The organism is Streptomyces viridosporus T7A, assembly GCF_008704515.1.
Classification (GTDB): domain Bacteria; phylum Actinomycetota; class Actinomycetes; order Streptomycetales; family Streptomycetaceae; genus Streptomyces; species Streptomyces viridosporus.
In genome coordinates, this window is record NZ_CP023700.1 from 6,149,582 (window position 1) to 6,171,937 (window position 22,356).

Here is a 22,356-nt window from a genome sequence, read left to right on the forward strand (position 1 = left end):
CCGCCGCCGTGACCGAGGCGGCGGCCGTCCTGGAGGAGGCCGCCCGCACGGCGTCCCCTGTCCCCCGGTGCGTTCGCTTGCGGGGCCGCCGAGCGCGGTGGCCCCGCACCGGGTGGTGACGGTCGTTCCAGGAGACCGGCGCCGGGCCCCTGTCCGCCGCGCCCACCGCGGCGTGGAGCGCACGGTCGGACCGGCCCGGCGCGGTGGAGCCGCTCCGGCGGCTGCCCGCACGCTCCTCCCGGTCGGCGACGGGGCGGGGCCCGCAGGAGCACTCAGTGCCAGTCGTCGTCCCCCGGCAGCAGCACCATGTTGTGCGCGCCGAGGACGTCCACGAGCTCGTTCAGCTTCTCGTCGGGCCAGGGCTTTGGAGCGCGGTCCGTCTCGCCGTGGGCCAGGAAGAACGACTCGGGCCCGGCGGGCGTGTAGAAGATCAGGAGCCGGGCCGCTTCCTGCCCCAGGTTCCTGAAGGCGTGCCGTGTGCCCTTGGGGATGTAGACGAAGTCCTCGGGGCCGGCCGTGAACCTCTCGGACCCGTTGAGGAACTCGAACTCGCCGGACAGGACGTAGAAGGCCTCGTCCTCCTTCGAGTGGATGTGCGGGACGTTGCCGTGGCCGGGCTCGATGAGTCCGTCCATGAACGCGAGGGCACCGTCCGTCTCCTCCCCCGTGACCTTGACCGACATCGTCTCGTGCCCCGTGAGCCGGACGACCCCCTCGTCCTTGCGGACGACGAAGCCGTTGGCGGACGTCCAGACCGGGTCGTCCTCGTCGGGGAGCGGTAAGCGGAAAACCATGGCGCGGTCCCTTCTCGCGGCGTCGCCCGGGCGGCATGCCGCGACGTACGTTGAATGTAAGTCATTGAATGGCAATCAATCAAGGGTCCCGGGGCGGGCGGTCGCCCGGGTCTCGCCTACGCTGCTGGATCACAGATCGTCGCCGTCATCGCCGGGAGGTACGGACGTGGCCCCGCCCGAAGCAGCCAAGCCGCCGACCCGGCGGCAGGCGGCCGCCCAGGAGACACGCCGGAAGCTGCTGCACGCGGCGCTGGAGAACTTCTCCCGGCGTCCGTACGGCGAGGTCACCGTGGGGGACATCGCCCGGACCGCGGGTGTCGCGCACGGGCTGCTGTCCCACCACTTCCAGGGCAAGGAGAGCCTCTACGCGGAGGTCGTGCGGGAGATCGACCAACAACTGCGGGCCGCCACGGAGTTCGCCTCCGAAGGCCCGGTCGTCGACCGGCTGCGGCAGCACTTCACCGCGCATCTGCGCTTCCTGGCCGCACACGAGGACGTCGCGCTGCACCTCGTCCTGCGCCGTGCGCAGGCCACCGACCTGGCGTCGGCGGCCTTCGAGGCGACACGGGAGGAAGGGGTCCGGACCATCTGCGCGGTGCTCGGCCTCGACGCCGACGACCCCGCCCTCCTCCTGGCCATGCGGGGGTTCGGCGCCGCCTGCGACGAGATGTCCCTCCTCTGGCTGAGGAACGGCCGTCCCGTGGAGGCCGGCGCGCTGGCCGAGGCCTGGATCGCCCTGCTGGCGGGCTCCCTCCGGGCCGCCCACGCCCTCGCCCCGCGCCCCGCCCTGCGCGAGGCGCTCCGCACCCTCGGGCAGGAGGACGCCGCAGCGACGGCGGACCCGTCGCCGGAGGAGACACCGGGCAGCCGGAGCTGACAGCGGGCCGAGTCGGTACGGCTTGCCCGGAGCCCGCCGAGGGGCGGCCGACGAGCGGCCGGTCGCACCTCCCGGAGTCAAGGGCCGCGGCGGCCCGGCGCGGTGACGACGCGGCGGAGGACCGTGCGGCGTTCCGCCGCGGGCCGGTGGCTGATCGAGCGGGGGTCGACGAGCGCCACCGTCCGGGTCCGCCGCGGCGGCCGCGTGCTGTGGGACGGCGCCGCCGAGTGCCGCATCGACACGCCGCTGGAACTGGAATGGCTCCGGGCCGGCGGGCTGTTCGGCCACCTGCTGGCCGCCCGGACGGGCGGCCAGGACCCCTCCGGCGCCGGCTCCGGATGAGCGGACCGGCGGCCCGGCGGGCCACCGGTCACGTCCTCCTGTCCGCCGCGGCGGAGGGTCCCGGCGCCGAACGGCTCCCTCCCGCGTGCGCGGGAGGGAGCCGTCGTCCTGAGGGCGGGCGGGGGAGGCCGGCGGCCCGCCTACCGGGCGGGAGCCGGCGCCGGGACGTCGTCGAGCCCGGGCGACCGGGGCGCGGAGTCCGCGCCCGTGGCGGAGTGGTCGGAGCGGAGTCCGATCATGCCGAAGGCGGTCAGCGCCGCGGCGACGAGGGCCGCCGCACCGCACACCAGGTAGGCGGTGCTGAAGCCGCTGCCCAGGGCGTCCAGGGCCAGGCCGTGCGCCGAGGAGCCCGGGGCGCCGGGCGGCAGGCTGTTCACCGCGATGGGCCCTCCGGCCCGGCCGATCTCCTGCGCCGCCGCCAGCTCCCCGGGCGTCAGGTCGGCGCCGGCCAGCTTCTCCCCGAACGCCGAGCCCGCGTTGCTGAGGGCGACCGCGCCGACGACGACCGGACCGAGCGCGAAGCCGAGGTCGCGCAGCATGTTGGTGGTGGCGCTGGCCATGCCCGCGAGGTGCTGCGGCACGCTGTTCAGCGCCACGGCCGTCACCGAGCTGACGGTCAGGGCGAAGCCGATGCCGATCAGCAGGGCGGGCGCGACGAACGCGCCGAGTCCGGTGTCGGTGACGTCCAGCCGGGTGCACAGCAGGCAGCCGATCGCCATCAGGACGAATCCGGAGGTCAGCAGCCAGGAGGCGGCGACCTTGTGCAGGAGCCGCGAGACGACCGGGATGAGCAGGAAGGCGGGGCCCTGGAGGAGCAGGAAGGGGACCGCGACGCGGATCGGGTCCTGGTGCTGCACCGGCCCCAGCCACATGCTCGTCGCGAAGCAGGCGCCGAGGAAGGCCAGCATGCCGATGACCGCGACGACGGACGACACGGTGAAGGCCCGGTTGCGGAACAGCTTCAGGTCGAAGATCGGGGACGAGGCCCCCAGCTCCACCAGCACGAACGCGGCGAGGAAGCAGGCGCCGAGGACGAAGGCGAGCAGGACGGGGAGGGTGGTCCAGCCCGACTCGGGCCCCTCGACGGCGCCGTACAGCACCAGGATGAGGCCGAGGGCGAAGGTGATCTGGCCGGGGACGTCGAGCGAACGGCCCTCGGGCGCCTTCGACTCCGTGGCCAGCACCAGGGTGACCACCATGCTGACCAGGGCGAGGCCGACGAGCACCCAGAAGGAGCCGCGCCAGGACCCGACCTTGGCGAACATGCCGCCGAGCAGCGGTGAGACGGCGGCGCCGGCGGACAGGAAGCCGCTCCAGAGCGCCACCGCCTGCGCCCGTTCCCGGGCGGTGCGGGTGACGGCGGTGATCGCGGTCAGCGAGCCGGGGAACATGGCGCCGGCGCCCAGACCGTTGAGGGCGGCGCCGATCCACAGCACCTGCACGCTGGGCGCGAGCGCGGCCACGGCACTGCCCGCGGCGACCAGGGCGGTGCCGGCCGCGACGAGCCTGCGCCGACCGAAGAGGTCACCGAGGACACCGAAGGTGAACTCGAAGCAGACCACGGCGATCATGAACGCGGCGGTGATCCACGTGAGCTGGGATCCGTGGGTGTTCAGGTCCTGCTGGAAGAGACCGTTCAGCGAGGCCGGCAGCGCGTTCGCGACCTGGGCCACGAAGACCGCGCCGCAGGCGGCGGCCAGTGTTCCCGCGTAGCCCGGCATCCGGGCGGCCCCCGCGGTCGGGCCCTGGGACGTCGTCGTCCCGTTGTTGAGCGTCATTGCTGTTTCTCCCCGGCTGGGAAAGACGGGCGTCCCGGGAACGGGAGCCTCGGGAGGGCGGAACGGCTCGACCCTGCGTGCGCGGTGGGGGGCGGGACGCGCACGGTACGGATCGGCCGCGATGCCGTGGAGAATGACACTCGCTTTACGTCGCGTCAATGATGTGTTCGCGATTTAAAGCAAACAGTCCCCCTGTAAGCCTGGCGTCCTCGCTGTCGCGCGATCGGGGGAAACGGTTCAGTGCTGCTCGGCCAGGTCCTCCTCCAGGGCGCGCGCCGTGGTCTCCAGGACGGCGACCAGGGGCTGGAGGCGGTGCGGGTCGTAGCGCACGCCGGGCATCGACACCGACAGGCCGGCCAGCGAGGTGCCGTCCCGGTCGCGCACGGGGACGCCGACGGCGACGAGGCCGCGTTCGGAGCGCTCCTTGTTGACGGCGAACCCGTTGCGGCGCAGCCGCCTCAGCTCGGTCCGCAGCCGGGCGAGGTCCGGGCGCTCGGCCGGGCGGTCGCGGTAGCGCTCGGGGGCGTAGACCTCCTCCAGTTCCTCGTCGGTGAGCTCGGCGAGCAGCAGCAGCCCCGTCGTCGTGCGGTGGGCCGGGAACACCATGCCCTCCCGGGAGCCGACCCGCAGTGCCTGCCGGCACTCCACGCTGGCGATGAACCGGGTCGTGTCCCCGGTGCGCACGATCAGGTTCGTGGTCTCGTCCAGCAGGTCGACGACCCGGTGCAGATGGGGCAGGGCCGCCGCGCGCAGCCGCGACACCAGGGACTGGGAGTGCGCGGCGAGCTCCAGCACCGGTCCCGCGCGGTAGACGCGGTCCTCGTCCTGCACGGCGAAGTCGCGGTAGACGAGCATCGCCAGGAGCCGGTGGGCGGTCGACCGGGCGACGCCCAGCCGCTCGGCGATCTGCGACACGGTCGCGCCGCCCTCCATCTGCAGGATGGTCGCCGCCCGCAGCGCGTGGTCCACGCTGGCGATGGGGTAGGGCGGCGGGGTCTTCAGCGGTTTGTCCATGGCATGCCCTCCGGATTCTGCTCTCCAGAATCTACATGTTCATCTGGAAGACACCAGGCACGCTGTGGCACATGGCTCAGTCCTCCTTCGCCCCAGACACCGCTACGGGTTCCCCGGTCCGGCTCCAGGCCGTCTCCGCGGAGGGACAACCCGAGGTCACCCCGGCGCTCGAAGAGCTGTACCGGGGCTTCGAGCAGGAACTGCTCGTCCCGTTGTGGACCGAGATCGGTGACCTGATGCCGGCCCACCCGCGCTCGCGTGCCGTGCCACACCTGTGGCGCTGGGAGAAGCTGCGGGAGCTGGCGGACCGGGCCGGCGACCTGGTCCCCGTCGGCCGCGGCGGTGAGCGCCGGGCCATCGCGCTGGCCAACCCCTCCCTCGGCGGGCGGCCGTTCGCCACCCCGACCCTGTGGGCGGCCATCCAGTACCTCATGCCGGGGGAGGACGCCCCCGAGCACCGCCACACCCAGCACGCCTTCCGCTTCGTCGTCGAGGGCTCGGGCGTGTGGACGGTCGTCGGCGGCGACCCGGTGCCGATGAACCGCGGTGACTTCCTCCCGCAGGCGGGCTGGAACTGGCACGCCCACCACAACGCGACCTCCGAGCCGATGGCCTGGATCGACGGTCTGGACATCCCCTTCCAGTACGTCACCGAGGCGCAGTTCTTCGAGTTCGGCCGCGACGAGATCAGTGACGCCGAGCGGACCACCCCCGAGCGGTCGCGCTCCGAGCGCCTGTGGGGCCACCCGGGCCTGCGCCCGCTGTCGGCCGCCCCGGCCACGCCGGGCAGCCCGCTGCTGTCCTACAAGTGGGAGTACACCAACGCCGCCCTGGCCGACCAGCTGCTGCTGGAGAAGGAGGGCTTCGGCGGCACCGTCGAGCCCGGCCATGCCGCGGTGCGCTACTCCAACCCGCACGACGGCTCCGACGTCCTGCCCACCCTCCGCGCCGAGTTCCACCGCGTCGCCCGGGGCGCCGAGACCGCGCCGGTGCGCGAGACCGGTTCGTCGGTCTACCAGGTCTTCGACGGCTCCGGCGTGGTGACCGTCGGCGGGAAGTCGTGGACGGTGACCCGCGGCGACCTGTTCGTCGTCCCGTCCTGGGAGCCGTTCTCCGCCAAGTCCGAGGCCGGCGCGACCGACTCCGACGAGGGCGCCCTCGACCTGTTCCGTTTCTCCGACGCGCCCGTCTTCGAGGCGCTCAAGCTCGACCGCACCCAGAAGGACGCCTGACCATGAAGCTCGCCACCATCCGCACCGCCGACGGGACCCGGGCGGTCCGCCTCGACGGTGAGACCCTCGTCGACCTCGGGTACGCCGACCTCGGCGAGCTGTTCGCCGAGGCCGACTGGCAGGCGAAGGCCGCCGCCGCGTCCGGCACCACCCACCCGGTCGAGGGCGCGGACTTCGCGCCGGTCGTCCCCAACCCGTCCAAGGTCATCTGCGTCGGCCACAACTACACCAACCACATCAAGGAGATGGGCCGGGAGCTGCCGAACTACCCGACCCTCTTCCCGAAGTTCGCCGAGACCCTGCTGGGCGCGGGCGACGACATCGTCAAGCCGGCCGAGACCGAGGCGTTCGACTGGGAGGTCGAGCTGGCCGTCGTGATCGGCAAGGCGGTGCGCCGCGCCGACGAGCAGCAGGCCGCCGACGCCATCGCCGGCTTCACCGTCATGAACGACATCTCGGTGCGCGACTGGCAGTTCCGCACCATCGAGTGGACCCAGGGCAAGATCTGGGAGGCCTCCACCCCGGTCGGCCCCTACGTCGTCACCCCCGACGAGGTCGGCGGCGTCCGCCCCGCCCTCGAGGTGAAGACGACCGTCGACGGCCAGGTCATGCAGCAGGACGACACCGGCACGCTGCTGTTCGACCCGGTCTTCCTGGTGCAGTACATCTCCACCGTCATCACCCTGCAGCCGGGCGACATCATCGCCACCGGCACCCCGGCCGGCGTGGGCAACGCCCGCGACCCCAAGGTCTTCCTGCTCCCCGGCCAGACCGTGGTCACCGAGATCGCCGGCCTGGGCGCCTGCACCAACAAGGTGGTCGAGGGATGACCGGCACGCGGACGTTCGCCGACGCGCGCGCGTGGGCCCGCACCGGCACCGAGCTGATGCTCGACGCCGTCGCGGGCCTCGACGAGGCCGCCTTCTCGGCCCCCAGCGTGCTGCCGGAGTGGACCCGCAAGCACCTCGTGGCCCATGTCGCCGCCAACGCCGACGCCCTGGGCAACCTGGTGCACTGGGCGGCCACCGGCGAACAGACGCCGATGTACGCCTCCGCCGAGGAGCGCGCCGCCGGCATCGCCAAGGGGCCGACCCTGTCGGCCGACGAGCTCCGCTCCTGGCTGACGACTTCCGCCCACGAGCTCGCCGAGGGACTGGACCGGCTCACCGACGAGCAGTGGCACCGCGAGGTCGTCACCGCCCAGGGCCGCACCGTCCCCGCCACCGAACTCCCGTGGATGCGCGCCCGCGAGGTGTGCGTCCACGCCGTCGACCTCGGCACCGGGGTCGTCACCTTCGCCGACCTCCCGAAGGGCTTCCTGACCGCCCTGGTCGGCGAGATCCGCGCCAAGCGCGGACTGACCGAGCTCCCCGACGGCCCTCTGCCCGAGGTCGCCGCCTGGCTGGCCGGCCGCCCCCACACGCTCGCCGACGCTCCCGAGCTCGGCCCGTGGCTGTAGTAGAGGAGTGAAGTCATGTCCCACCCTGATGTGATCGTCGTCGGCGGCGGCATCGGCGGCCTCGGCGCGGCGTTCTCGCTGACCCGCCAGGGCCTGAGCGTCCGCCTGCTGGAGCGCGCCCCCGCCTTCGGCGAGGTCGGCGCCGGCATCCAGCTCGCCCCCAACTGCACCCGCATCCTCGACGACTACGGTCTCCTGGAAGAGGCCAAGGGCCTCGGTGTCGTCCCGGACGCGATGGTCATGCGCGACGCCGTCGACGGCGACGAGCTGACCCGGCTCGACCTGCGGGACCTGGAGAAGCGCTACGGCTACCCGTACATGGTCATCCACCGCAGCGACCTGCACGGCCTGCTGCTGCGCGCGTGCGAGCGCGCCGGTGTCGAGCTGATCACCGACGCCCAGGTGACCTCGTACGAGAACACCGACGGCGGCGCCCGCGTGACCCTCGCCTCCGGCGAGACCCACGAGGCCGGTGTGGTGATCGCGGCCGACGGCCTGCACTCCGTGGCCCGCAAGCTGTTCGTCGACGACGAGCCCGTCTCCTCGGCGTACGTCGCCTACCGCGGCACCGTCCCGGCCGAGCAGCCGCGGGTGCGGTCCGTCGACCTCAGCGAGGTCGTGGTGCACGTCGGCCCCGCCTGCCACTTCGTCCACTACGGACTGCGCGGCGGCGAACTGCTCAACCAGGTCGCGGTCTTCGAGTCGCCCAAGGCGCTGGCCGGCCGGGAGGACTGGGGCACGCCGGACGAGCTCGACGCCGCCTTCGCCCAGACCTGCGACTTCGTCCGGGACGGTCTGCAGTTCATGTGGCGGGACAAGTGGTGGCGGATGTTCGACCGCGAGCCGATCATGAACTGGGTCCACGGCCGGATCGCGCTGCTCGGCGACTCCGCGCACCCGCCGCTGCAGTACATCGCACAGGGCGCGATCATGGCCATCGAGGACGGCTGGGTGCTGGGCGAGCACGTCGCCCGCAACCGCGCCGAGGACGGCACGGTCGACTGGGGCGCCGCGCTCGCCGCCTACGAGGCCGTCCGCCCGGAGCACTGCCGCCGCGTGCTGACCACGTCCCGCAAGTGGGGCGAACTGTGGCACCTCGACGGCGTCGCCCGTGAGCAGCGCAACGTGCTGCTGCGCGCCCGCGACACCTACGACTACGCGTTCACGGACTGGCTGTACGGCCCGACCGCGCTGACGCCGGACGAGGAACCCCCCATGTTCACGCCGATCCCGCTGTCCTCGGCGGCCGTCGAGGACGCCGGACGCGCCGAGGGCGAACCGCTGACGGTGGTGGGGGACGCCGCGTGAGCGACGCCTACCTGTACGCCGCGGTCCGCACCCCCTTCGGCCGGTTCGGCGGAGCCCTGGCCGGGGTGCGCCCCGACGACCTCGCCGCCACCGCGCTGACCGGGCTGCTGGACAAGGCCCCGGACCTGGACCGCGCCGCGATCGGCGACGTGGTCTGGGGCAACGCCAACGGCGCCGGCGAGGACAACCGCAACGTCGGACGGATGGCGGTGCTGCTGGCCGGACTGCCGGTGGGCGTGCCCGCCACCACCGTGAACCGGCTGTGCGGCTCCAGCCTGGACGCGGCGATCATCGCCTCGCGCACCCTGGAGTCCGGCGACGCGGACGTCGTCGTCGCCGGCGGTGTGGAGTCCATGACCCGCGCGCCCTGGGTGCTGCCCAAGCCGGAGAGGGCCTTCCCGGCCGGCGACGTCACGGCCGTCTCCACGACGCTCGGCTGGCGGCTGGTCAACCCCGCGATGCCGAAGGAGTGGACGGTCTCGCTGGGGGAGAGCAACGAACTGCTCCGGGAGAAGTTCTCGGTCTCCCGGGAACGGCAGGACGCCTTCGCGGTGCGCTCCCACCGGCTCGCGGACCGCGCCTGGGACGAGGGCTTCTACGACGACCTGGTCCTGCCCGTGGAGGGGCTCACCCGCGACGAGGGCATCCGCCCCGACACCTCCCCCGAGAAGCTGGCGGCCCTGAAGCCGTCGTTCCGCCCGGACGGCACGATCACCGCCGGCAACGCCTCCCCGCTGAGCGACGGGGCGTCGGCGGTGCTGCTGGGCACCGGGGCGGCGGCCGACCGGATCGGACTGGCGCCGCTCGCCCGCATCGCCGGGCGCGGCGTGCACGCCGTCGAGCCGCAGATGTTCGGCCACGCCCCCGTGGAGGCCGCCGAGCGGGCGCTGCGCCGGGCCGGGATCGGCTGGGGCGACGTCGGCGCGGTCGAGCTGAACGAGGCGTTCGCGGTGCAGTCGCTCGCCTGTGTGGACGCCTGGGGCATCGACCCGGAGATCGTCAACACCCGGGGCGGCGCCATCGCGCTCGGCCACCCGCTGGGCGCCTCGGGCGGCCGGCTGCTGGGCACCCTGGCGAAGGTCCTGCGCGAGCGGCGCGAACGCTGGGGCGTCGCGGCCATCTGCATCGGCGTGGGCCAGGCCCTCGCCGTGGTCCTGGAGAACGTCACCGAGGAGGTGGGCCGGGGATGACCACGACCATCGCCGCCACGGCCGACGAGGCCGTGGCGGGCGTCGAGGACGGCGCGACGGTCCTGGTGGGCGGGTTCGGACTGGCGGGCATGCCGTTCGACCTCATCGACGCCCTCATCCGGCAGGGCGCCACGGACCTGACCGTGGTGTCCAACAACGCCGGCAACGGCGACGTGGGCCTGGCCGCGCTGCTCAAGGCCGGCCGGGTGCGCAAGGTGATCTGCTCCTTCCCCCGGCAGAGCGACTCCTACGTCTTCGACGACCTGTACCGGGCCGGCCGGGTGGAGCTGGAGGTGGTGCCGCAGGGCACCCTCGCCGAGCGGATGCGGGCCGCCGGGGCGGGGATCGGCGCCTTCTACAGCCCCGTCGGCGTCGGCACCCCGCTCGCGGAGGGCAAGGAGACCCGGGAGATCGGCGGGCGCGTCCACGTCCTGGAGCACCCGATCAAGGGGGACGTGGCCCTGATCTCGGCGCACCGGGCGGACACCGTGGGCAACCTCGTCTACCGCAAGACCGCCCGGAACTTCGGCCCCGTCATGGCCACCGCGGCCACCACGGTCGTCGCCCAGGTCACCGACATCGTGCCCGTCGGGGAGATCGACCCGGAGACCGTGGTCACCCCGGGCATCTACGTCGACCGTCTGGTACGGGCCGAGGCCCGACGGCTCACCGTGCAAGGAGCCCGCTGATGACGGACACGAACACCACACCCGCCGCGGCCCCCGTGGAGCACACCGGCCGGGGCCCGCTCACCACCGACGAACTCGCGGCCCGCATCGCGCGCGACGTCCCGTCCGGTTCCTACGTCAACCTCGGCATCGGGCAGCCGACCCGGATCGCCGAGCACCTGCCGGCGGACGCGGGGATCGTGCTGCACACCGAGAACGGCATGCTCGGCATGGGCCCGGCCGCGGTGGGCGACGAGGTGGACCCCGACCTCACGAACGCCGGGAAGGTACCGGTCACCGAACTGCCCGGGGCGGCGTACTTCCACCACGCCGACTCCTTCGCGATGATGCGCGGCGGCCACCTGGACGTGTGCGTCCTCGGGGCGTTCCAGGTCTCGCAGCACGGGGACCTGGCGAACTGGCACACCGGCGACCCCGACGCCATCCCCGCCGTGGGCGGCGCGATGGACCTCGCCGTCGGGGCGCGGCAGGTCCTGGTGATGATGAAGCTGTTCACCCGGGACGGCGACCCCAAGCTCGTCCCCGCGTGCACGTACCCGCTCACCGGGGCCGCCTGCGTCCACCGGGTCTACACCGACCACGGCGTCTTCGTCCCCGGCCCGGACGGGCTCCGGGTCCTGGAGACGTACGGCACCACGGTCGCGGAACTGCGGGAGCGGCTCTCCGTCGACCTGCTCCCGTGAGCCACCGGAGCCCGGGGCCCCGACGGTGACGTCGGGGCCTTCGCCGTGCGCCCGTCCGGGCGGTTCGAACACCTGGCCTATGATGACGGGGCCGGCAGTCCGCCCGACGAGATGTCCGTCCGGCGCACGAACCGGCAAACCATGGGAGGCGACGAAGGTGGCGGGTCTGCGAGCCGCGCAGAAGGAGATGACCCGGAAGATCCTCGTGTCGGCCGCCATGGAACTCTTCCAGTCCAAGGGTTATGCCGCCACCACCGTCAACGACATCGCCGCCGCGGCCGGCACCACGCGCGTCACCTTCTACGCGTACTTCTCGTCCCGCAGCGACCTGGCGCGGGCCCTCATCGGCGAACTCAACGACATCCTCGGCCGCAGCCCCTCCCCGGAGCACAGGTCCACGGCCGGCCACCTCGTCCGGGCCGTGCGGGAGGGCACCCGCACGTCCCTCGGGCAGTGGCTGCGCGAGCGCTCCGAGCAGTGGGACACGATCCGGCCCTACATGAACGTCACCATCGAGGCGTCCACGGTCGACCCGGAGCTGCGCGGCCTGGTCGAGGAGTGGTTCGAGGAGGTCACCGCCGACATCGAGCAAGGGCTCGACGAGGCGGGACGGTTCGAGCCGAAGACCCGGCACACCCGCGCCGTCCTGGCCTTCGCCCAGTTGCACGAGGTCGGCCAGCACTGGCGTGAGGGCCGCTGGCAGATCGACCGCGACACCCTCATCGAGCTGCTCACCGACAGTTGGCTGAGCCTGCTGGCGGACCGGGACGCCCCGGTCTCCTGACCCTCGGTCGTCCGCGGCGACTCCCGTCCCCCCGTTCCCCCGTCCCCCCGAAGCCGTGCGCCCGCCGCCCGCCCGGCCGTCCCGTGGTGACGTGGCCGGGGCCGAATGCCCCGCTCCGCTTCGGGCGGTCGCTCATTCCCCGTCATGTCGCCGTGAGAATGCGGGACTTGGGGGTACATGGGGTCCTGCGTCCGCAATGTGCGGATGTCACGGGACGAGGTGTGGCCGGCACGAGGACCGGCCGGAAGGAGCGGGAGACATGGCGGTGGCCAGGACACGGACCACGTGGGTGCTCGGCGCGCTCTGCTCGGGGGCGCTGCTCGTCTCCGGGTGCGGGGACGACTCCTCGGAGGAGGCCTTCCCGGGGCAGAAGGCCGACGACATCGCGGCCAAGGCCGTGGCCGCGACCGACAAGGCGTCCTCCGTCCACCTGAAGGGGACCGCGCGGACCGAGGGGGCGGGCAGGATCGAGCTCGACGTACGGGTGGACGACCAGGGCAACTGCACCGGCACCATCAGCGGGGACGGCGCCCGGGCCGAGCTGCTGCGCAGCAAGGGCGGCGACGTCCTGATCAAGGGCGACCGCACCTTCTGGACCAACTCGGCGCGGGCGGGGGGCGCCGACGGCAAGCAGGGCGAGGAGCTCGCCGGCGAGCTGGCGGGCAAGTGGGTCGCCTCCCCGGCCGACAGCCCGGACGCGGCCTTCTGCGACAAGAAGCAGTTCCTGGCCTCCATGGACCAGGACAAGACCGAACGCCGGGGCATGAAGCGCGGGGAGACGACCGAGGTGAACGACGAGGACGCCCTCGCCCTGGAGAAGAAGCAGGGGGACACCCGGATCAGCATGCACGTCGCGACCGAGGGGGAGCCCTACATCCTGAAGGCCACCACGGAGGGCTCCGAATCCAGCAGCGTGACCTTCGACGACTACGGCGAGAAGGTCGAGGTGCGGATGCCGCCCCAGGAGGAGATCGTGGACCCGGCGGACTCCAAGGCGTGACGCGTCCGGCGTCGGAGGAGGGAAGTCCGGAGTATGACGGGGGCGCCGTGGGGCTCGCGGGGCGCGTCAAGGGAGACGGCGACATCCACGTCGGCACCATGCACCGCGTCAAGGGCCTCGGATACCGGAGGCTCGCCCTCGTCGGTGCCCGTGACGGCAGCACCCCCCGCGCGTCCGTCGTCCAGCGCTACCGCGACACCCTGCGCATCTGCCCGGGGAGCGGTGTGGGAGAGCCCTGCCGCCCGAGGGGGACGGCAGGGCTCTCGCTTCACGCGTGACCCTCAGGCTTCCCTGACGAACCCCGCCCACGCTTCACGTGACACGCGGATGACGGGTCCGGCCACGGCCTTGGAGTCCCGGATGTGCACAATTCCCGTACCGGCGGCGACCTCGACGCAGTCGCCGCCCTCCGCTCCGCTGTAGCTGCTCTTGAACCAGGCGAGGCCGGACGCGACGGCCGAGGACTCAGCGGTGTTCATAGCTCTCCCAGCAACCTCTCGATGAACTCCAGGGACTCTCGCGGAGTGAGAGCCTGTGATCGGATAATCCCATAACGGGCGGCGGCGAGTGCTGCCTGCTGCGGGTCGGTCTGAAGAGTGCTGGTTCCCTGCGCTTCGGTGTAAGCGAACTTCCTGCCGTCATCACGCGTGACGACCGTGAACGGCCCGTCCACGCCGGCGCTCTCCTCGCAATCGAGCGGGATGACCTGAATCTCGACGTTTCGCTTCTGGCCAACGAGTAGTAGGTGCTCCAACTGCCCTCGAAGCACGTCCGTTCCGCCAAACCGACGCCGCAAGACCGACTCATCCATCACGAAGCTCAGCAGCGGTGCAGACTGGCGGTCGAAGATGTCCTGACGAGCAAGTCGCGCTGCCACCCGTTGCTCAGTCGTCTCTTGGTCCAGAGGCGGTCGCCGCATGGCCAGCACCGCCCTCATGTACTCCTCGGTCTGAAGCAGGCCTTTGACCACCAGCGTGTCGTACGAGAGCAACTCGATCGCCGTCTTCTCCAGAGCTGCCATTCCCTGAAAGAACACCGGATACTGAGCCCGCTCCACCTGCTCCTTCCACACCGTCAGCAATCCACCCGCGTCCAGGACCTCGTCCGCCCGCTCGATGGTCCTGGGCGACGGGATCCGCCGCCCCTGCTCGTACGACGCGATCGTGGACGCGGAGTATCCGATCCGCCGCCCGAACTCCTCGCGCTCCAGACCCGCCCGCACTCGCAGCGTCTTCATCGTCTGCCCGAACGCGACGACGACAGCCTGGCCGGACGTGTCCGCCGTCGCCCCTTCCGCGTCGCCCGCCATCACGGCTCCGGCCCCCTCGCCCACGTCTTCGTTCATCGGCATCGCCTCCCTGGCTCAACGCAGCCCCGACGGCCTCGTCACGCCGCGCGCCTCGTACCGGAACCGCCACCGCGCGTACATCGGACCGCGTCGTTGAGTCACCACTGGTCACGTTGAGCGACCGGGAGCACCGTTGGCGGCATGGCGAACCAACTCCCCAGCCCCGTCAGCACCTCCCGACCCACAGCTCCCGTCGATGACTTGAGCCGCACCTTCGAGATGCGCTTCACCTCCACCCCGCGCGGCGCCCGCCTCGCCCGCCGACTGGCCGCGCACCGGCTGGACACCTGGGGCATCCCGTACGGCAGCGGCCCGCACGAGGAGATCGTGCTGGTCCTCGGCGAGCTGACCGCCAACGCCGTACGGCACGGCCATGTCCCCGGCCGGGACTTCCACCTGCTCCTGCACGTGTGCGCACTTACGCGTACGGCCAGGATCGAGGTCACCGACACCCGTACCGAACGCACGCCGCCCGACCCCGCGAAGTTGCACGCCCCCGGTGCGGAGGACACCGGCGGCCGAGGGCTGCTCCTCGTCGCGGGGCTCGCCACCCGCTGGGGTTGGTACCTCCGGTCCGACGGTCCGGGCAAGACGGTGTGGGCGGAGTGCGTGTGCGCGACTCCCACGTGAGTTCGTGAACGGAGTGGAAGAATGTGCCGAGACGACCTCTGCCGACTGCACCCCCTTCGCCCACCTCACCACCCCCAACGCCCCCTCTACCGTCAGGTGATGCGCGCCTTCCTCGCCGCCGAGGAGCGGTTCGCGGTGCACCTGCGGCCCGAGGACGGGTACGCCGCCCTGGACGCGGGGAGCCGGCCCGCTGAGCCCGAGGGGTGACGCAGGCGCTGGACGAGCTGGTGGAGTGGGGCAACCCGCGGGCCGATCCGGACCACGCGCGGGTGGCGGAGGTCGAGGATCGGAGCCAGTCCGAGCCACCGCGCCCTCTGGCAGCGGCTCCGGGGCTTACGGGACAGATCCCCGGTGCGGAGCGTCTTTCCCGTCGAGGATGCCGCCGGCCATCTCGAGTCCGCGAGACCGGCCGCGCCGGCCTCCTGCCCGGTCGCGCGGTCCTCCTCCGTCGACGTCCCCGGCGTGCCGCCGGCTGGGGGAGTCGGGTGGTTCAGCGGCCCCCGCGACCGTCCCGTTCCGCCGACCCGACGGCGCCCGCCGGACCGGCCGCCGTGACCGCGTCCACCGGCCGCCGCCCCGGCCCTCCACCGAGCGGTGCGGTGCTCTGCCGTACGACGAGGTGCGTCGCCAACTCGATGCGCCGGTCCGCCCTGCCGGGGTCGGCCGGGCCCAGGAGCATGCGGGTCGCCTCCTCGGCCATCCGGCGCAGCGGCTGGTGGACCGTGGTCAGCGGCGGGCTCGACCACTGGGCCAGCGGCACGTCGTCGTAGCCGACCACCGAGAGGTCCTGAGGCACCCTCAGCTTCCTGAGCCGGGCCGCCTCCAGCACCCCGAGGGCCTGGAGGTCGCTGCCCGCGAAGATCGCCGTCGGCCGGTCGGGTCCCGCCAGCAGGTCCATGGCGTGCTCGAAGCCGCCCTGCACCCGGAAGTCGCCGAAGCGGACGAGGCGCGGGTCGATCGTCAGGCCCGCCATCGTCATGGCGGAGCGGTACCCGTCGAGGCGGGCCAGCGAGCACAGCATGTCCTCGGGCCCGGTGATGACCGCGATGCGTTCGTGCCGCCGGTCGGTGAGGTGGCGCGTGGCCGCGAGGCCGCCGGACCAGTTGGCGGAGCCCACGGACGGCACGCCGGGGTCGGGATCCCCGGCCGGGTCGATGACGACGAAGGGGATGCCCTGCGAGCGGAGCCGCCGCTTCACGTCCTGGGGGAGCGACGAGAAGACCAGCACGACGCCCAGCGGCCGGCGCCGCAGCACGCCCTCGATCCAGTCGGGTGCGGGGGCGTGCCGCGTGCCGCTCCGGGTGAGCACCACGGTCGCCCGGTTCTCCTGGGCGACGCTCTCCACGCCCCGGACGATCTCCATCGCCCAGACGCTGTCCAGTTCGTGGAAGACGAGTTCGACGAGGGGGGAGTGCGGCGCGCCCGGGTTCCGGCGGCGGTAGCCGTGGGTCTCCAGGAGCCGCTCGATCCTGGTCCGGGTGGCACGGGAGACGTCTGAACGGCCGTTCAGGACCTTCGAAACTGTCGGTAGGGAGACTCCCGCTTCTTTCGCCACTTCGGCCAGCGTCACTCTTGCGCCCACCCCGTCAACACCGTGCATGTCAGCAGGGTATGCCATGTACTCGATAACGGTTTGGGACAGGGGCTGCACGACCATTGACCCCAAATCCGGTCTGACCTTTACTGTCCGACAGCATGGACTTTCGGCAAAGGTGTCGAAACTTTCGAAAGGCGAACGATGAAGACACGTGCGCGCTTGCCCAGACTGGTCGCCTGCGGTGCGACGCTCGCCCTGGCCCTGGGGCTCTCGGCCTGCGGCGGCGACGGCGGCGGGGGGTCGTCGGACGACGGCAAGATCCGTGTCCTGGTCTACGGGGACGCCACCAACAAGGTCGAGAAGCGGATCGTCGACACGTTCAACAAGACGTCCGACGTCAAGGTCGTCCTCGACACCATTCCCGGTGCCGACTACCAGAAGAAGCTCCAGACGATCATCAGCACCCCGCAGGCCCCGGACGTCTTCTTCAACTGGGGCGGCGGCAGCATCAAGCCGTTCGTCAAGGCCGACCTGCTGATGCCGCTGGACGACCTCATCAAGAAGAACCCGGACCTGGAGAACAAGTTCCTGCCGTCCGTCTTCAACAACGCGGTCGTCGACGGCAAGCCGTACGGCGTCCCGATGCGCGGCACCCAGCCGGTCCTGCTCTTCCACAACAAGAAGGTCCTCGACGAGGCGGGCGTGAAGCCGCCGAAGACCTGGGACGAGCTGCTCGACGCGGTCGGGAAGCTCAAGGACCGGGGCGTCACGCCGATCGCGCTCGGCGGCGGCGACATCTGGCCGACGCAGATGTGGTTCCAGTACCTCTACGACCGCGTGGCCGGCCCGGAGCTGTTCCAGAAGGCCGTCGGGGGCGACAAGAGCGCCTGGGAGAGCGCGGACAGCAAGAAGGCCCTGAGCATGATCAGGGAGCTCGTCGACGCCGGCGCCTTCGGCAAGAACTACGACTCCGTCAAGTACACCAACGGCGGCTCGCCCGCGCTGCTCGCCTCCGGCAAGGCCGGCTTCGAGCTGATGGGCTCCTGGTACTACTCCCAGCAGCAGACGGACGCCGAGAAGTTCGCCGAGAAGGACCTCGGCTACACCCCCTTCCCGACCGTCGAGGGCGGCAAGGGTGACCCGGCCAACGTCGCCGGCAACACCAACAACTACTACTCGGTGATGAAGAAGACCAAGCACCCCGAGGCCGTCGCCGAGTTCCTGAAGCTCATGTACTCCGACGAGTTCGTCAAGGCGCAGCTGGACATCGGCAACCTGCCGACCACGACCAACACCGACCAGTTCATCGACTCCTCGGCCACCCCCGAGTACTCGCGTTTCCAGTACGACCTGGTCGCCGACGCCCCGTCGTTCCAGCTCTCCTGGGACCAGGCGTACCCGCAGAAGGCGAGCTCGTCCATGCACCAGGCCATCCAGCAGTTCTTCAACGGACAGCTCGACGCGGACGGCTTCATCAAGGCCATGCAGGCCCTCCCGACCGAGTGACGAAAGGCCCATGACCACACAGATCACGAGCGCTCGGCCCGCCGCCGGACCCCGCAAGGAGTCCCGGCGGCGGCCGGCCGCCTCGTCCGCGACGCAGGTGGGGCGCCCCGGCTTCGCCTGGGCGCTGCCCGCCGCAGTGTTCTTCGCCCTCTTCGCGATCGCCCCGCTGATCATGGTGGCGGTGCTGTCCTTCATGAGCTGGGACGGGATCGGCTCGCCCGAGTTCGTCGGCACGGACAACTGGTCGCGCCTGATGGACGACCCGGTGATGCTCAAGAGCGTCTGGCTGACCCTGCTCCTGACCGTGCTCGGCGTGGTCCTCCAGACGCCGCTGAGCATCGTGCTCGGCGTCTGGGCCGCCGGCCACCAGCGCAACCGGGCCGTCCTGTCCGTCATCTACTTCCTTCCGCTGCTGCTGTCCGCGACGGCCGTGTCCGTGCTGTGGCGGGCGCTGCTCGACCCCAACTTCGGCATCCCGGCCGACGCCGGCTGGCTGTTCGGCGACGGCAACCTGTTCGGTGAACAGGCCACCGCCATCGGGGTGCTGGCGTTCGTGAGCACCTGGCAGTTCACCCCGTTCCACACCCTGATCTACCAGGGCGCCGCCCGCGCGATCCCGCAGGTGCTCTACCAGGCGGCGGAGATCGACGGGGCGGGCCGCTACCGGCAGTTCTTCCACATCACGCTGCCGCAGCTGCGCAACTCGATGATCACCTCGATGATCCTGATGATCGTCGGTGGTCTGACCACCTTCGAGACCGTCCTCATCCTGACCCAGGGCGGCCCCGGCACCGACACCACGATCAGCGCCTACTACATGTACGACAAGGCGTTCAAGGGATTCGACTTCGGCGCCGGCTCCGCCATCGCCCTCGCCCTGGTCGTCGCGGCCACCGTCATCTCGCTGATCGTCGTCCGGGTCTCCGGCTACGACAAGATGCGCAGCTCCATGGAGGGTGTGTCATGAGGCGCCGCCCCAACTACCTGGCCGGTGCCGGCTCGCTCCTCTGGCTCTTCCTGGTCGGCCTGCCGCTGTACGTGATGCTCGCCGCGACGGTGCGCACCCGGCAGGACTACGCCGAGAACGGCCCGGTATCCCTCCCGGGCACCTTCACCCTGGACAACTACACCGGAGCCTTCGACTCGGGCTTCGGCCAGTACTTCCTCAACACGCTCGTCGTCACCGCCTGCGTGATCGGCATCGTGCTGCTGCTGGTCCCGCCGCTCGCCTACGCGATCGTGCGCAGCCGCGGCAGGGCCACGTCGGCCGTCTTCCGGCTGTTCCTGCTCGGACTCGCCATCCCGGCCCAGGCCGTGATCGTGCCGATGTTCTACCTGATCAGCGAAGCCGGGCTGTACGACAACCTGCTCGGCGTCATCCTGCCCACGGCCGCGTTCTGCCTGCCGATGTCGGCGCTGATCCTCAGCGGCGCGATGCGCGACATCTCCCCGGAGCTGTACGAGGCCATGGCCATGGACGGTGCCTCCCCGCGGCGCATGTTCTTCCAGCTCGTGCTGCCGCTGTCCCGGGGCGGACTGTCCACGATCGTCGTGTTCTCCGCCCTGCAGGCGTGGAACGGCTTCCTGTTCCCGCTCGTCCTGACCCAGTCCGACTCCACCAAGGTGGTCACCCTGGGTCTGTACAACTTCCAGACCGAACACGGCATCGACATCCCCGGTCTGCTGGGAGCCGTGGTGCTGTCCATGGTGCCCGTCCTGCTCATCTATCTGTTCGCCCGTCGCGCCCTGGTCCAGGGCCTGATGGGCGTCGGAGGAAAGTGACCGCCAACGTGGCCGTTGAGACCACCCCCGAAGTCCCCCTCTGGAACGACCCCGCCCGCTCCGTCACCGCCCGGGTGTCCGCGCTGATGGAGGCGATGACCCTTCAGGAGAAGATCGCCCAGCTGTACGGCGTGTGGGTCGGCGCGTCCGACGAGGGCGGTGAAGTCGCCCCCCACCAGCACGACATGGAGGAGGCCGTCGACCTCGACGCCCTCCTGCCCGCCGGACTGGGCCAGCTCACCCGCCCCTTCGGCACCGCCCCCGTCGACCCGGCGCTCGGCGCGCTCTCCCTGATGCGCACCCAGGCCCGCATCACCTCGGCGAACCGCTTCGGCATCCCCGCCGTGGCCCACGAGGAGTGCCTGGCCGGCTTCGCCGCCTGGGGCGCCACCGCCTATCCCGTCCCGCTGTCCTGGGGCGCCACCTTCGACCCGGACCTGATCCACCGCATGGCCGGCGCCATCGGCCGCGACATGCGGTCCGTCGGCGTCCACCAGGGCCTCGCGCCCGTCCTGGACGTGGTGCGCGACGCCCGCTGGGGCCGCGTGGAGGAGACCATCGGCGAGGACCCGTACCTCGTCGGCACCATCGGCACGGCCTATGTGCGCGGTCTGGAGGAGGCCGGGGTCGTCGCCACCCTCAAGCACTTCGTCGGCTACTCGGCCTCCCGGTCCGGACGCAACCTCGCCCCCTCCTCCATGGGGCCGCGCGAGCGCGCCGACGTCCTGCTGCCGCCCTTCGAGATGGCCGTCCGCGAGGGCGGCGCCCGGTCCGTGATGCACTCCTACACCGACACCGACGGCGTGCCCGCCGCGGCCGACGAGGACCTGCTGACCGGACTGCTGCGCGACACCTGGGGCTTCGACGGCACCGTCGTCGCCGACTACTTCGGCATCGCCTTCCTCAAGACGCTGCACGGCATCGCCGCCGACTGGGCCGAGGCCGCCGGTGCCGCGCTGCGGGCGGGCGTCGACGTCGAACTGCCCACCGTCAAGACGTTCGGCGCGCCCCTGGTGGAGGCCGTCGCCGCCGGGCGCGTACCGGAGTCGGTGATCGACCGCGCCCTGCGCCGGGTGCTCACCCAGAAGGCGGTGCTCGGGCTGCTCGACCCGGACTGGAGCCCCGTGCCGCCCGCGCTGGAGGGCGCCGACCTGGACGACCCGGACGCCCTGCGCGGCAGGATCGACCTGGACGGTCCGCAGAACCGCGCCCTCGCCCGCAGCGTCGCCGAACAGGCGGTGGTGCTCCTCTCCAACGACGGCACCCTGCCGCTGGACCGGCCGCGCCGCATCGCCCTGGTCGGCCCCAACGCCGACGAGCCCACGGCCGTCCTGGGCTGCTACTCCTTCCCGCTGCACGTCGGGGTCCAGCACCCCGGCACCCCGGTCGGCATCGACCTGCCCACCCTGCGCGACACCCTGGCCGCCGAGTTCCCCGACGCCGAGTTCACGGTCGTGCGCGGCACGGGCGTCGACGACGGCGACGCCCTCGGCATCCCCGAGGCCGTCCGGGCGGCCCGGGACGCCGATGTCGTCGTCGCCGTCCTGGGCGACCGCGCCGGGCTGTTCGGCCGCGGCACCAGCGGTGAGGGCTGCGACGTCGAGTCGCTGTCCCTGCCCGGCGCCCAGCAGCAACTCCTCGACGCGCTGCTCGACTCGGGGACACCGGTGGTGACGGTGCTGCTCGCGGGCCGGCCCTACGCCCTCGGCCGCGCCGTGGAGGAGTCCGCCGCGATCGTGCAGTCCTTCTTCCCCGGCGTCGAGGGCACCGCTGCCCTCGCCGGGGTGCTCAGCGGGCGGATCGACCCGTCGGGCCGGCTGCCGGTGAGCGTGCCGCGCGGGGCGGGCACCCAGCCGGCCACCTACCTCGGCGCGCGGCTCGCGCACGCCAGCGAGGTGTCCAACGTCGACCCGACGCCCGCCTTCGGCTTCGGCCACGGCCTCACGTACACCACGTTCGCCTGGAGCGACCTCGCGGTGGATGCGAAGGAGGCGGCCACCGACGGCGAGTTCGCGCTGGCGTTCACCGTCCGCAACACCGGCGCGCGGCACGGCACCGAGGTCGTCCAGCTCTACCTGCACGACCCGGTCGCCTCCGTCGTCCAGCCGGTGCAGCGCCTCATCGGCTACACGCGGGTGCCGCTGGCCCCGGGCGAGGCGTGCCGGGTGCGCGTCACCGTCCCGGCCGACCTCGCCTCCTTCACCGGCCGCGACGGCCGCCGCGTCGTCGAGCCGGGCGATCTGGAGCTGCGGCTCGCCGCGTCCAGCGCCGACCCGCGCCTGACGGCGACGGTCACCCTGACCGGCCCGGAACGCCCGGTGGACCACACGCGGCGCCTGCACGCCGTCTTCGCCCGGGAGGCCGCCGCCGGCGCCTGAGCCGCCGACGGCGCGGTGAGCGGTG

General features: G+C 72.1%; 22 protein-coding genes. 16 read left to right on the forward strand and 6 right to left on the reverse strand.

Annotated features, from left to right (window positions below; translation table 11 throughout):
* Window positions 1-272: 272 nt before the first annotated feature.
* The gene (locus CP969_RS28400) at window positions 273-794 is read right to left on the reverse strand and encodes a cupin domain-containing protein (protein ID WP_016824312.1); all 522 of its coding nucleotides are present in this window, start codon (window positions 792-794) and stop codon (window positions 273-275) included.
* A 166-nt stretch (window positions 795-960) separates the two neighbouring features.
* Between CP969_RS28400 and CP969_RS28405 the strand changes: the two genes are divergently transcribed.
* Together CP969_RS28405 and CP969_RS28410 are read left to right on the forward strand one after the other, a co-directional pair.
* Entirely contained in the window at window positions 961-1,671 is a 711-nt protein-coding gene (locus tag CP969_RS28405; RefSeq protein ID WP_016824311.1) for a TetR/AcrR family transcriptional regulator, read from the forward strand.
* Between the two features lie 123 nt (window positions 1,672-1,794).
* Entirely contained in the window at window positions 1,795-2,013 is a 219-nt protein-coding gene (locus CP969_RS28410) for a hypothetical protein (RefSeq protein ID WP_016824310.1), read from the forward strand.
* A 140-nt stretch (window positions 2,014-2,153) separates the two neighbouring features.
* Here the strand turns inward: CP969_RS28410 and CP969_RS28415 are convergent, their stop codons facing one another.
* Both CP969_RS28415 and CP969_RS28420 read right to left on the reverse strand, forming a co-directional pair.
* Window positions 2,154-3,791: an MFS transporter gene (locus CP969_RS28415; protein WP_016824309.1), complete on the reverse strand. Its 1,638-nt coding sequence runs from the start codon at window positions 3,789-3,791 to the stop codon at window positions 2,154-2,156.
* A gap of 237 nt (window positions 3,792-4,028) precedes the next feature.
* Window positions 4,029-4,805, reverse strand: a complete 777-nt coding sequence (locus tag CP969_RS28420; protein ID WP_016824308.1) for an IclR family transcriptional regulator — start codon at window positions 4,803-4,805, stop codon at window positions 4,029-4,031.
* 71 nt (window positions 4,806-4,876) lie between these two features.
* On the opposite strand from CP969_RS28420, the gene CP969_RS28425 reads away from it, so the two are divergent.
* The 9 genes from CP969_RS28425 (at window position 4,877) to CP969_RS28465 (ending at window position 13,150) form a co-directional block, all read left to right on the forward strand.
* Window positions 4,877-6,037, forward strand: coding sequence for a cupin domain-containing protein (locus tag CP969_RS28425; protein WP_004982300.1), 1,161 nt, complete (start codon window positions 4,877-4,879; stop codon window positions 6,035-6,037).
* Between the two features lie 2 nt (window positions 6,038-6,039).
* Window positions 6,040-6,867, forward strand: coding sequence for a fumarylacetoacetate hydrolase family protein (locus CP969_RS28430; RefSeq protein ID WP_016824306.1), 828 nt, complete (start codon window positions 6,040-6,042; stop codon window positions 6,865-6,867).
* Window positions 6,864-7,496, forward strand: coding sequence for a maleylpyruvate isomerase N-terminal domain-containing protein (locus CP969_RS28435; RefSeq protein WP_016824305.1), 633 nt, complete (start codon window positions 6,864-6,866; stop codon window positions 7,494-7,496). Before CP969_RS28430 ends, CP969_RS28435 begins: the two co-directional genes overlap by 4 nt.
* A 30-nt stretch (window positions 7,497-7,526) precedes the next feature.
* Window positions 7,527-8,804 (forward strand): FAD-dependent oxidoreductase, encoded by a 1,278-nt coding sequence (locus tag CP969_RS28440; RefSeq protein ID WP_016824304.1) that lies wholly within the window; start codon window positions 7,527-7,529, stop codon window positions 8,802-8,804.
* Window positions 8,801-9,994 carry a thiolase family protein gene (locus CP969_RS28445; RefSeq protein WP_016824303.1) on the forward strand — a complete coding sequence of 398 codons (1,194 nt, stop codon included), beginning with the start codon at window positions 8,801-8,803 and terminating at the stop codon, window positions 9,992-9,994. Before CP969_RS28440 ends, CP969_RS28445 begins: the two co-directional genes overlap by 4 nt.
* The gene (locus tag CP969_RS28450; RefSeq protein WP_004982289.1) at window positions 9,991-10,683 is read left to right on the forward strand and encodes a 3-oxoacid CoA-transferase subunit A; all 693 of its coding nucleotides are present in this window, start codon (window positions 9,991-9,993) and stop codon (window positions 10,681-10,683) included. Before CP969_RS28445 ends, CP969_RS28450 begins: the two co-directional genes overlap by 4 nt.
* Window positions 10,683-11,366 (forward strand): 3-oxoacid CoA-transferase subunit B, encoded by a 684-nt coding sequence (locus tag CP969_RS28455; protein ID WP_004982288.1) that lies wholly within the window; start codon window positions 10,683-10,685, stop codon window positions 11,364-11,366. The genes CP969_RS28450 and CP969_RS28455 overlap by 1 nt, the downstream gene beginning before the upstream one ends.
* Before the next feature lie 187 nt (window positions 11,367-11,553).
* Window positions 11,554-12,150: a TetR/AcrR family transcriptional regulator gene (locus CP969_RS28460; RefSeq protein ID WP_016824302.1), complete on the forward strand. Its 597-nt coding sequence runs from the start codon at window positions 11,554-11,556 to the stop codon at window positions 12,148-12,150.
* Window positions 12,151-12,409: 259 nt separating this feature from the next.
* The gene (locus CP969_RS28465) at window positions 12,410-13,150 is read left to right on the forward strand and encodes a hypothetical protein (RefSeq protein ID WP_016824301.1); all 741 of its coding nucleotides are present in this window, start codon (window positions 12,410-12,412) and stop codon (window positions 13,148-13,150) included.
* A 281-nt stretch (window positions 13,151-13,431) separates the two neighbouring features.
* On the opposite strand, the gene CP969_RS28470 is transcribed toward CP969_RS28465, so the two are convergent.
* Complete coding sequence (locus tag CP969_RS28470) at window positions 13,432-13,629, reverse strand: DUF397 domain-containing protein (RefSeq protein ID WP_004982279.1); 198 nt, start codon at window positions 13,627-13,629, stop codon at window positions 13,432-13,434.
* Window positions 13,626-14,501: a helix-turn-helix domain-containing protein gene (locus CP969_RS28475; protein ID WP_016824299.1), complete on the reverse strand. Its 876-nt coding sequence runs from the start codon at window positions 14,499-14,501 to the stop codon at window positions 13,626-13,628. Before CP969_RS28475 ends, CP969_RS28470 begins: the two co-directional genes overlap by 4 nt.
* A 138-nt stretch (window positions 14,502-14,639) precedes the next feature.
* On the opposite strand from CP969_RS28475, the gene CP969_RS28480 reads away from it, so the two are divergent.
* Complete coding sequence (locus tag CP969_RS28480) at window positions 14,640-15,128, forward strand: ATP-binding protein (RefSeq protein ID WP_026084809.1); 489 nt, start codon at window positions 14,640-14,642, stop codon at window positions 15,126-15,128.
* 490 nt (window positions 15,129-15,618) lie between these two features.
* On the opposite strand, the gene CP969_RS28490 is transcribed toward CP969_RS28480, so the two are convergent.
* Window positions 15,619-16,698: a LacI family DNA-binding transcriptional regulator gene (locus CP969_RS28490; protein WP_004982269.1), complete on the reverse strand. Its 1,080-nt coding sequence runs from the start codon at window positions 16,696-16,698 to the stop codon at window positions 15,619-15,621.
* Between the two features lie 168 nt (window positions 16,699-16,866).
* Between CP969_RS28490 and CP969_RS28495 the strand changes: the two genes are divergently transcribed.
* From CP969_RS28495 to CP969_RS28510, 4 genes are read left to right on the forward strand one after another with little or no spacing between them, the layout of a single operon-like run.
* The gene (locus CP969_RS28495; protein WP_004982266.1) at window positions 16,867-18,171 is read left to right on the forward strand and encodes an ABC transporter substrate-binding protein; all 1,305 of its coding nucleotides are present in this window, start codon (window positions 16,867-16,869) and stop codon (window positions 18,169-18,171) included.
* A gap of 10 nt (window positions 18,172-18,181) precedes the next feature.
* A complete protein-coding gene (locus CP969_RS28500; RefSeq protein WP_016824295.1) occupies window positions 18,182-19,138 on the forward strand; it encodes a carbohydrate ABC transporter permease in 957 nt (318 codons plus the stop codon).
* A complete protein-coding gene (locus tag CP969_RS28505) occupies window positions 19,135-19,953 on the forward strand; it encodes a carbohydrate ABC transporter permease (RefSeq protein WP_004982260.1) in 819 nt (272 codons plus the stop codon). The genes CP969_RS28500 and CP969_RS28505 overlap by 4 nt, the downstream gene beginning before the upstream one ends.
* Complete coding sequence (locus CP969_RS28510; protein WP_016824294.1) at window positions 19,950-22,331, forward strand: beta-xylosidase/alpha-l-arabinosidase; 2,382 nt, start codon at window positions 19,950-19,952, stop codon at window positions 22,329-22,331. Before CP969_RS28505 ends, CP969_RS28510 begins: the two co-directional genes overlap by 4 nt.
* The last annotated feature ends 25 nt before the right edge of the window (window positions 22,332-22,356 follow it).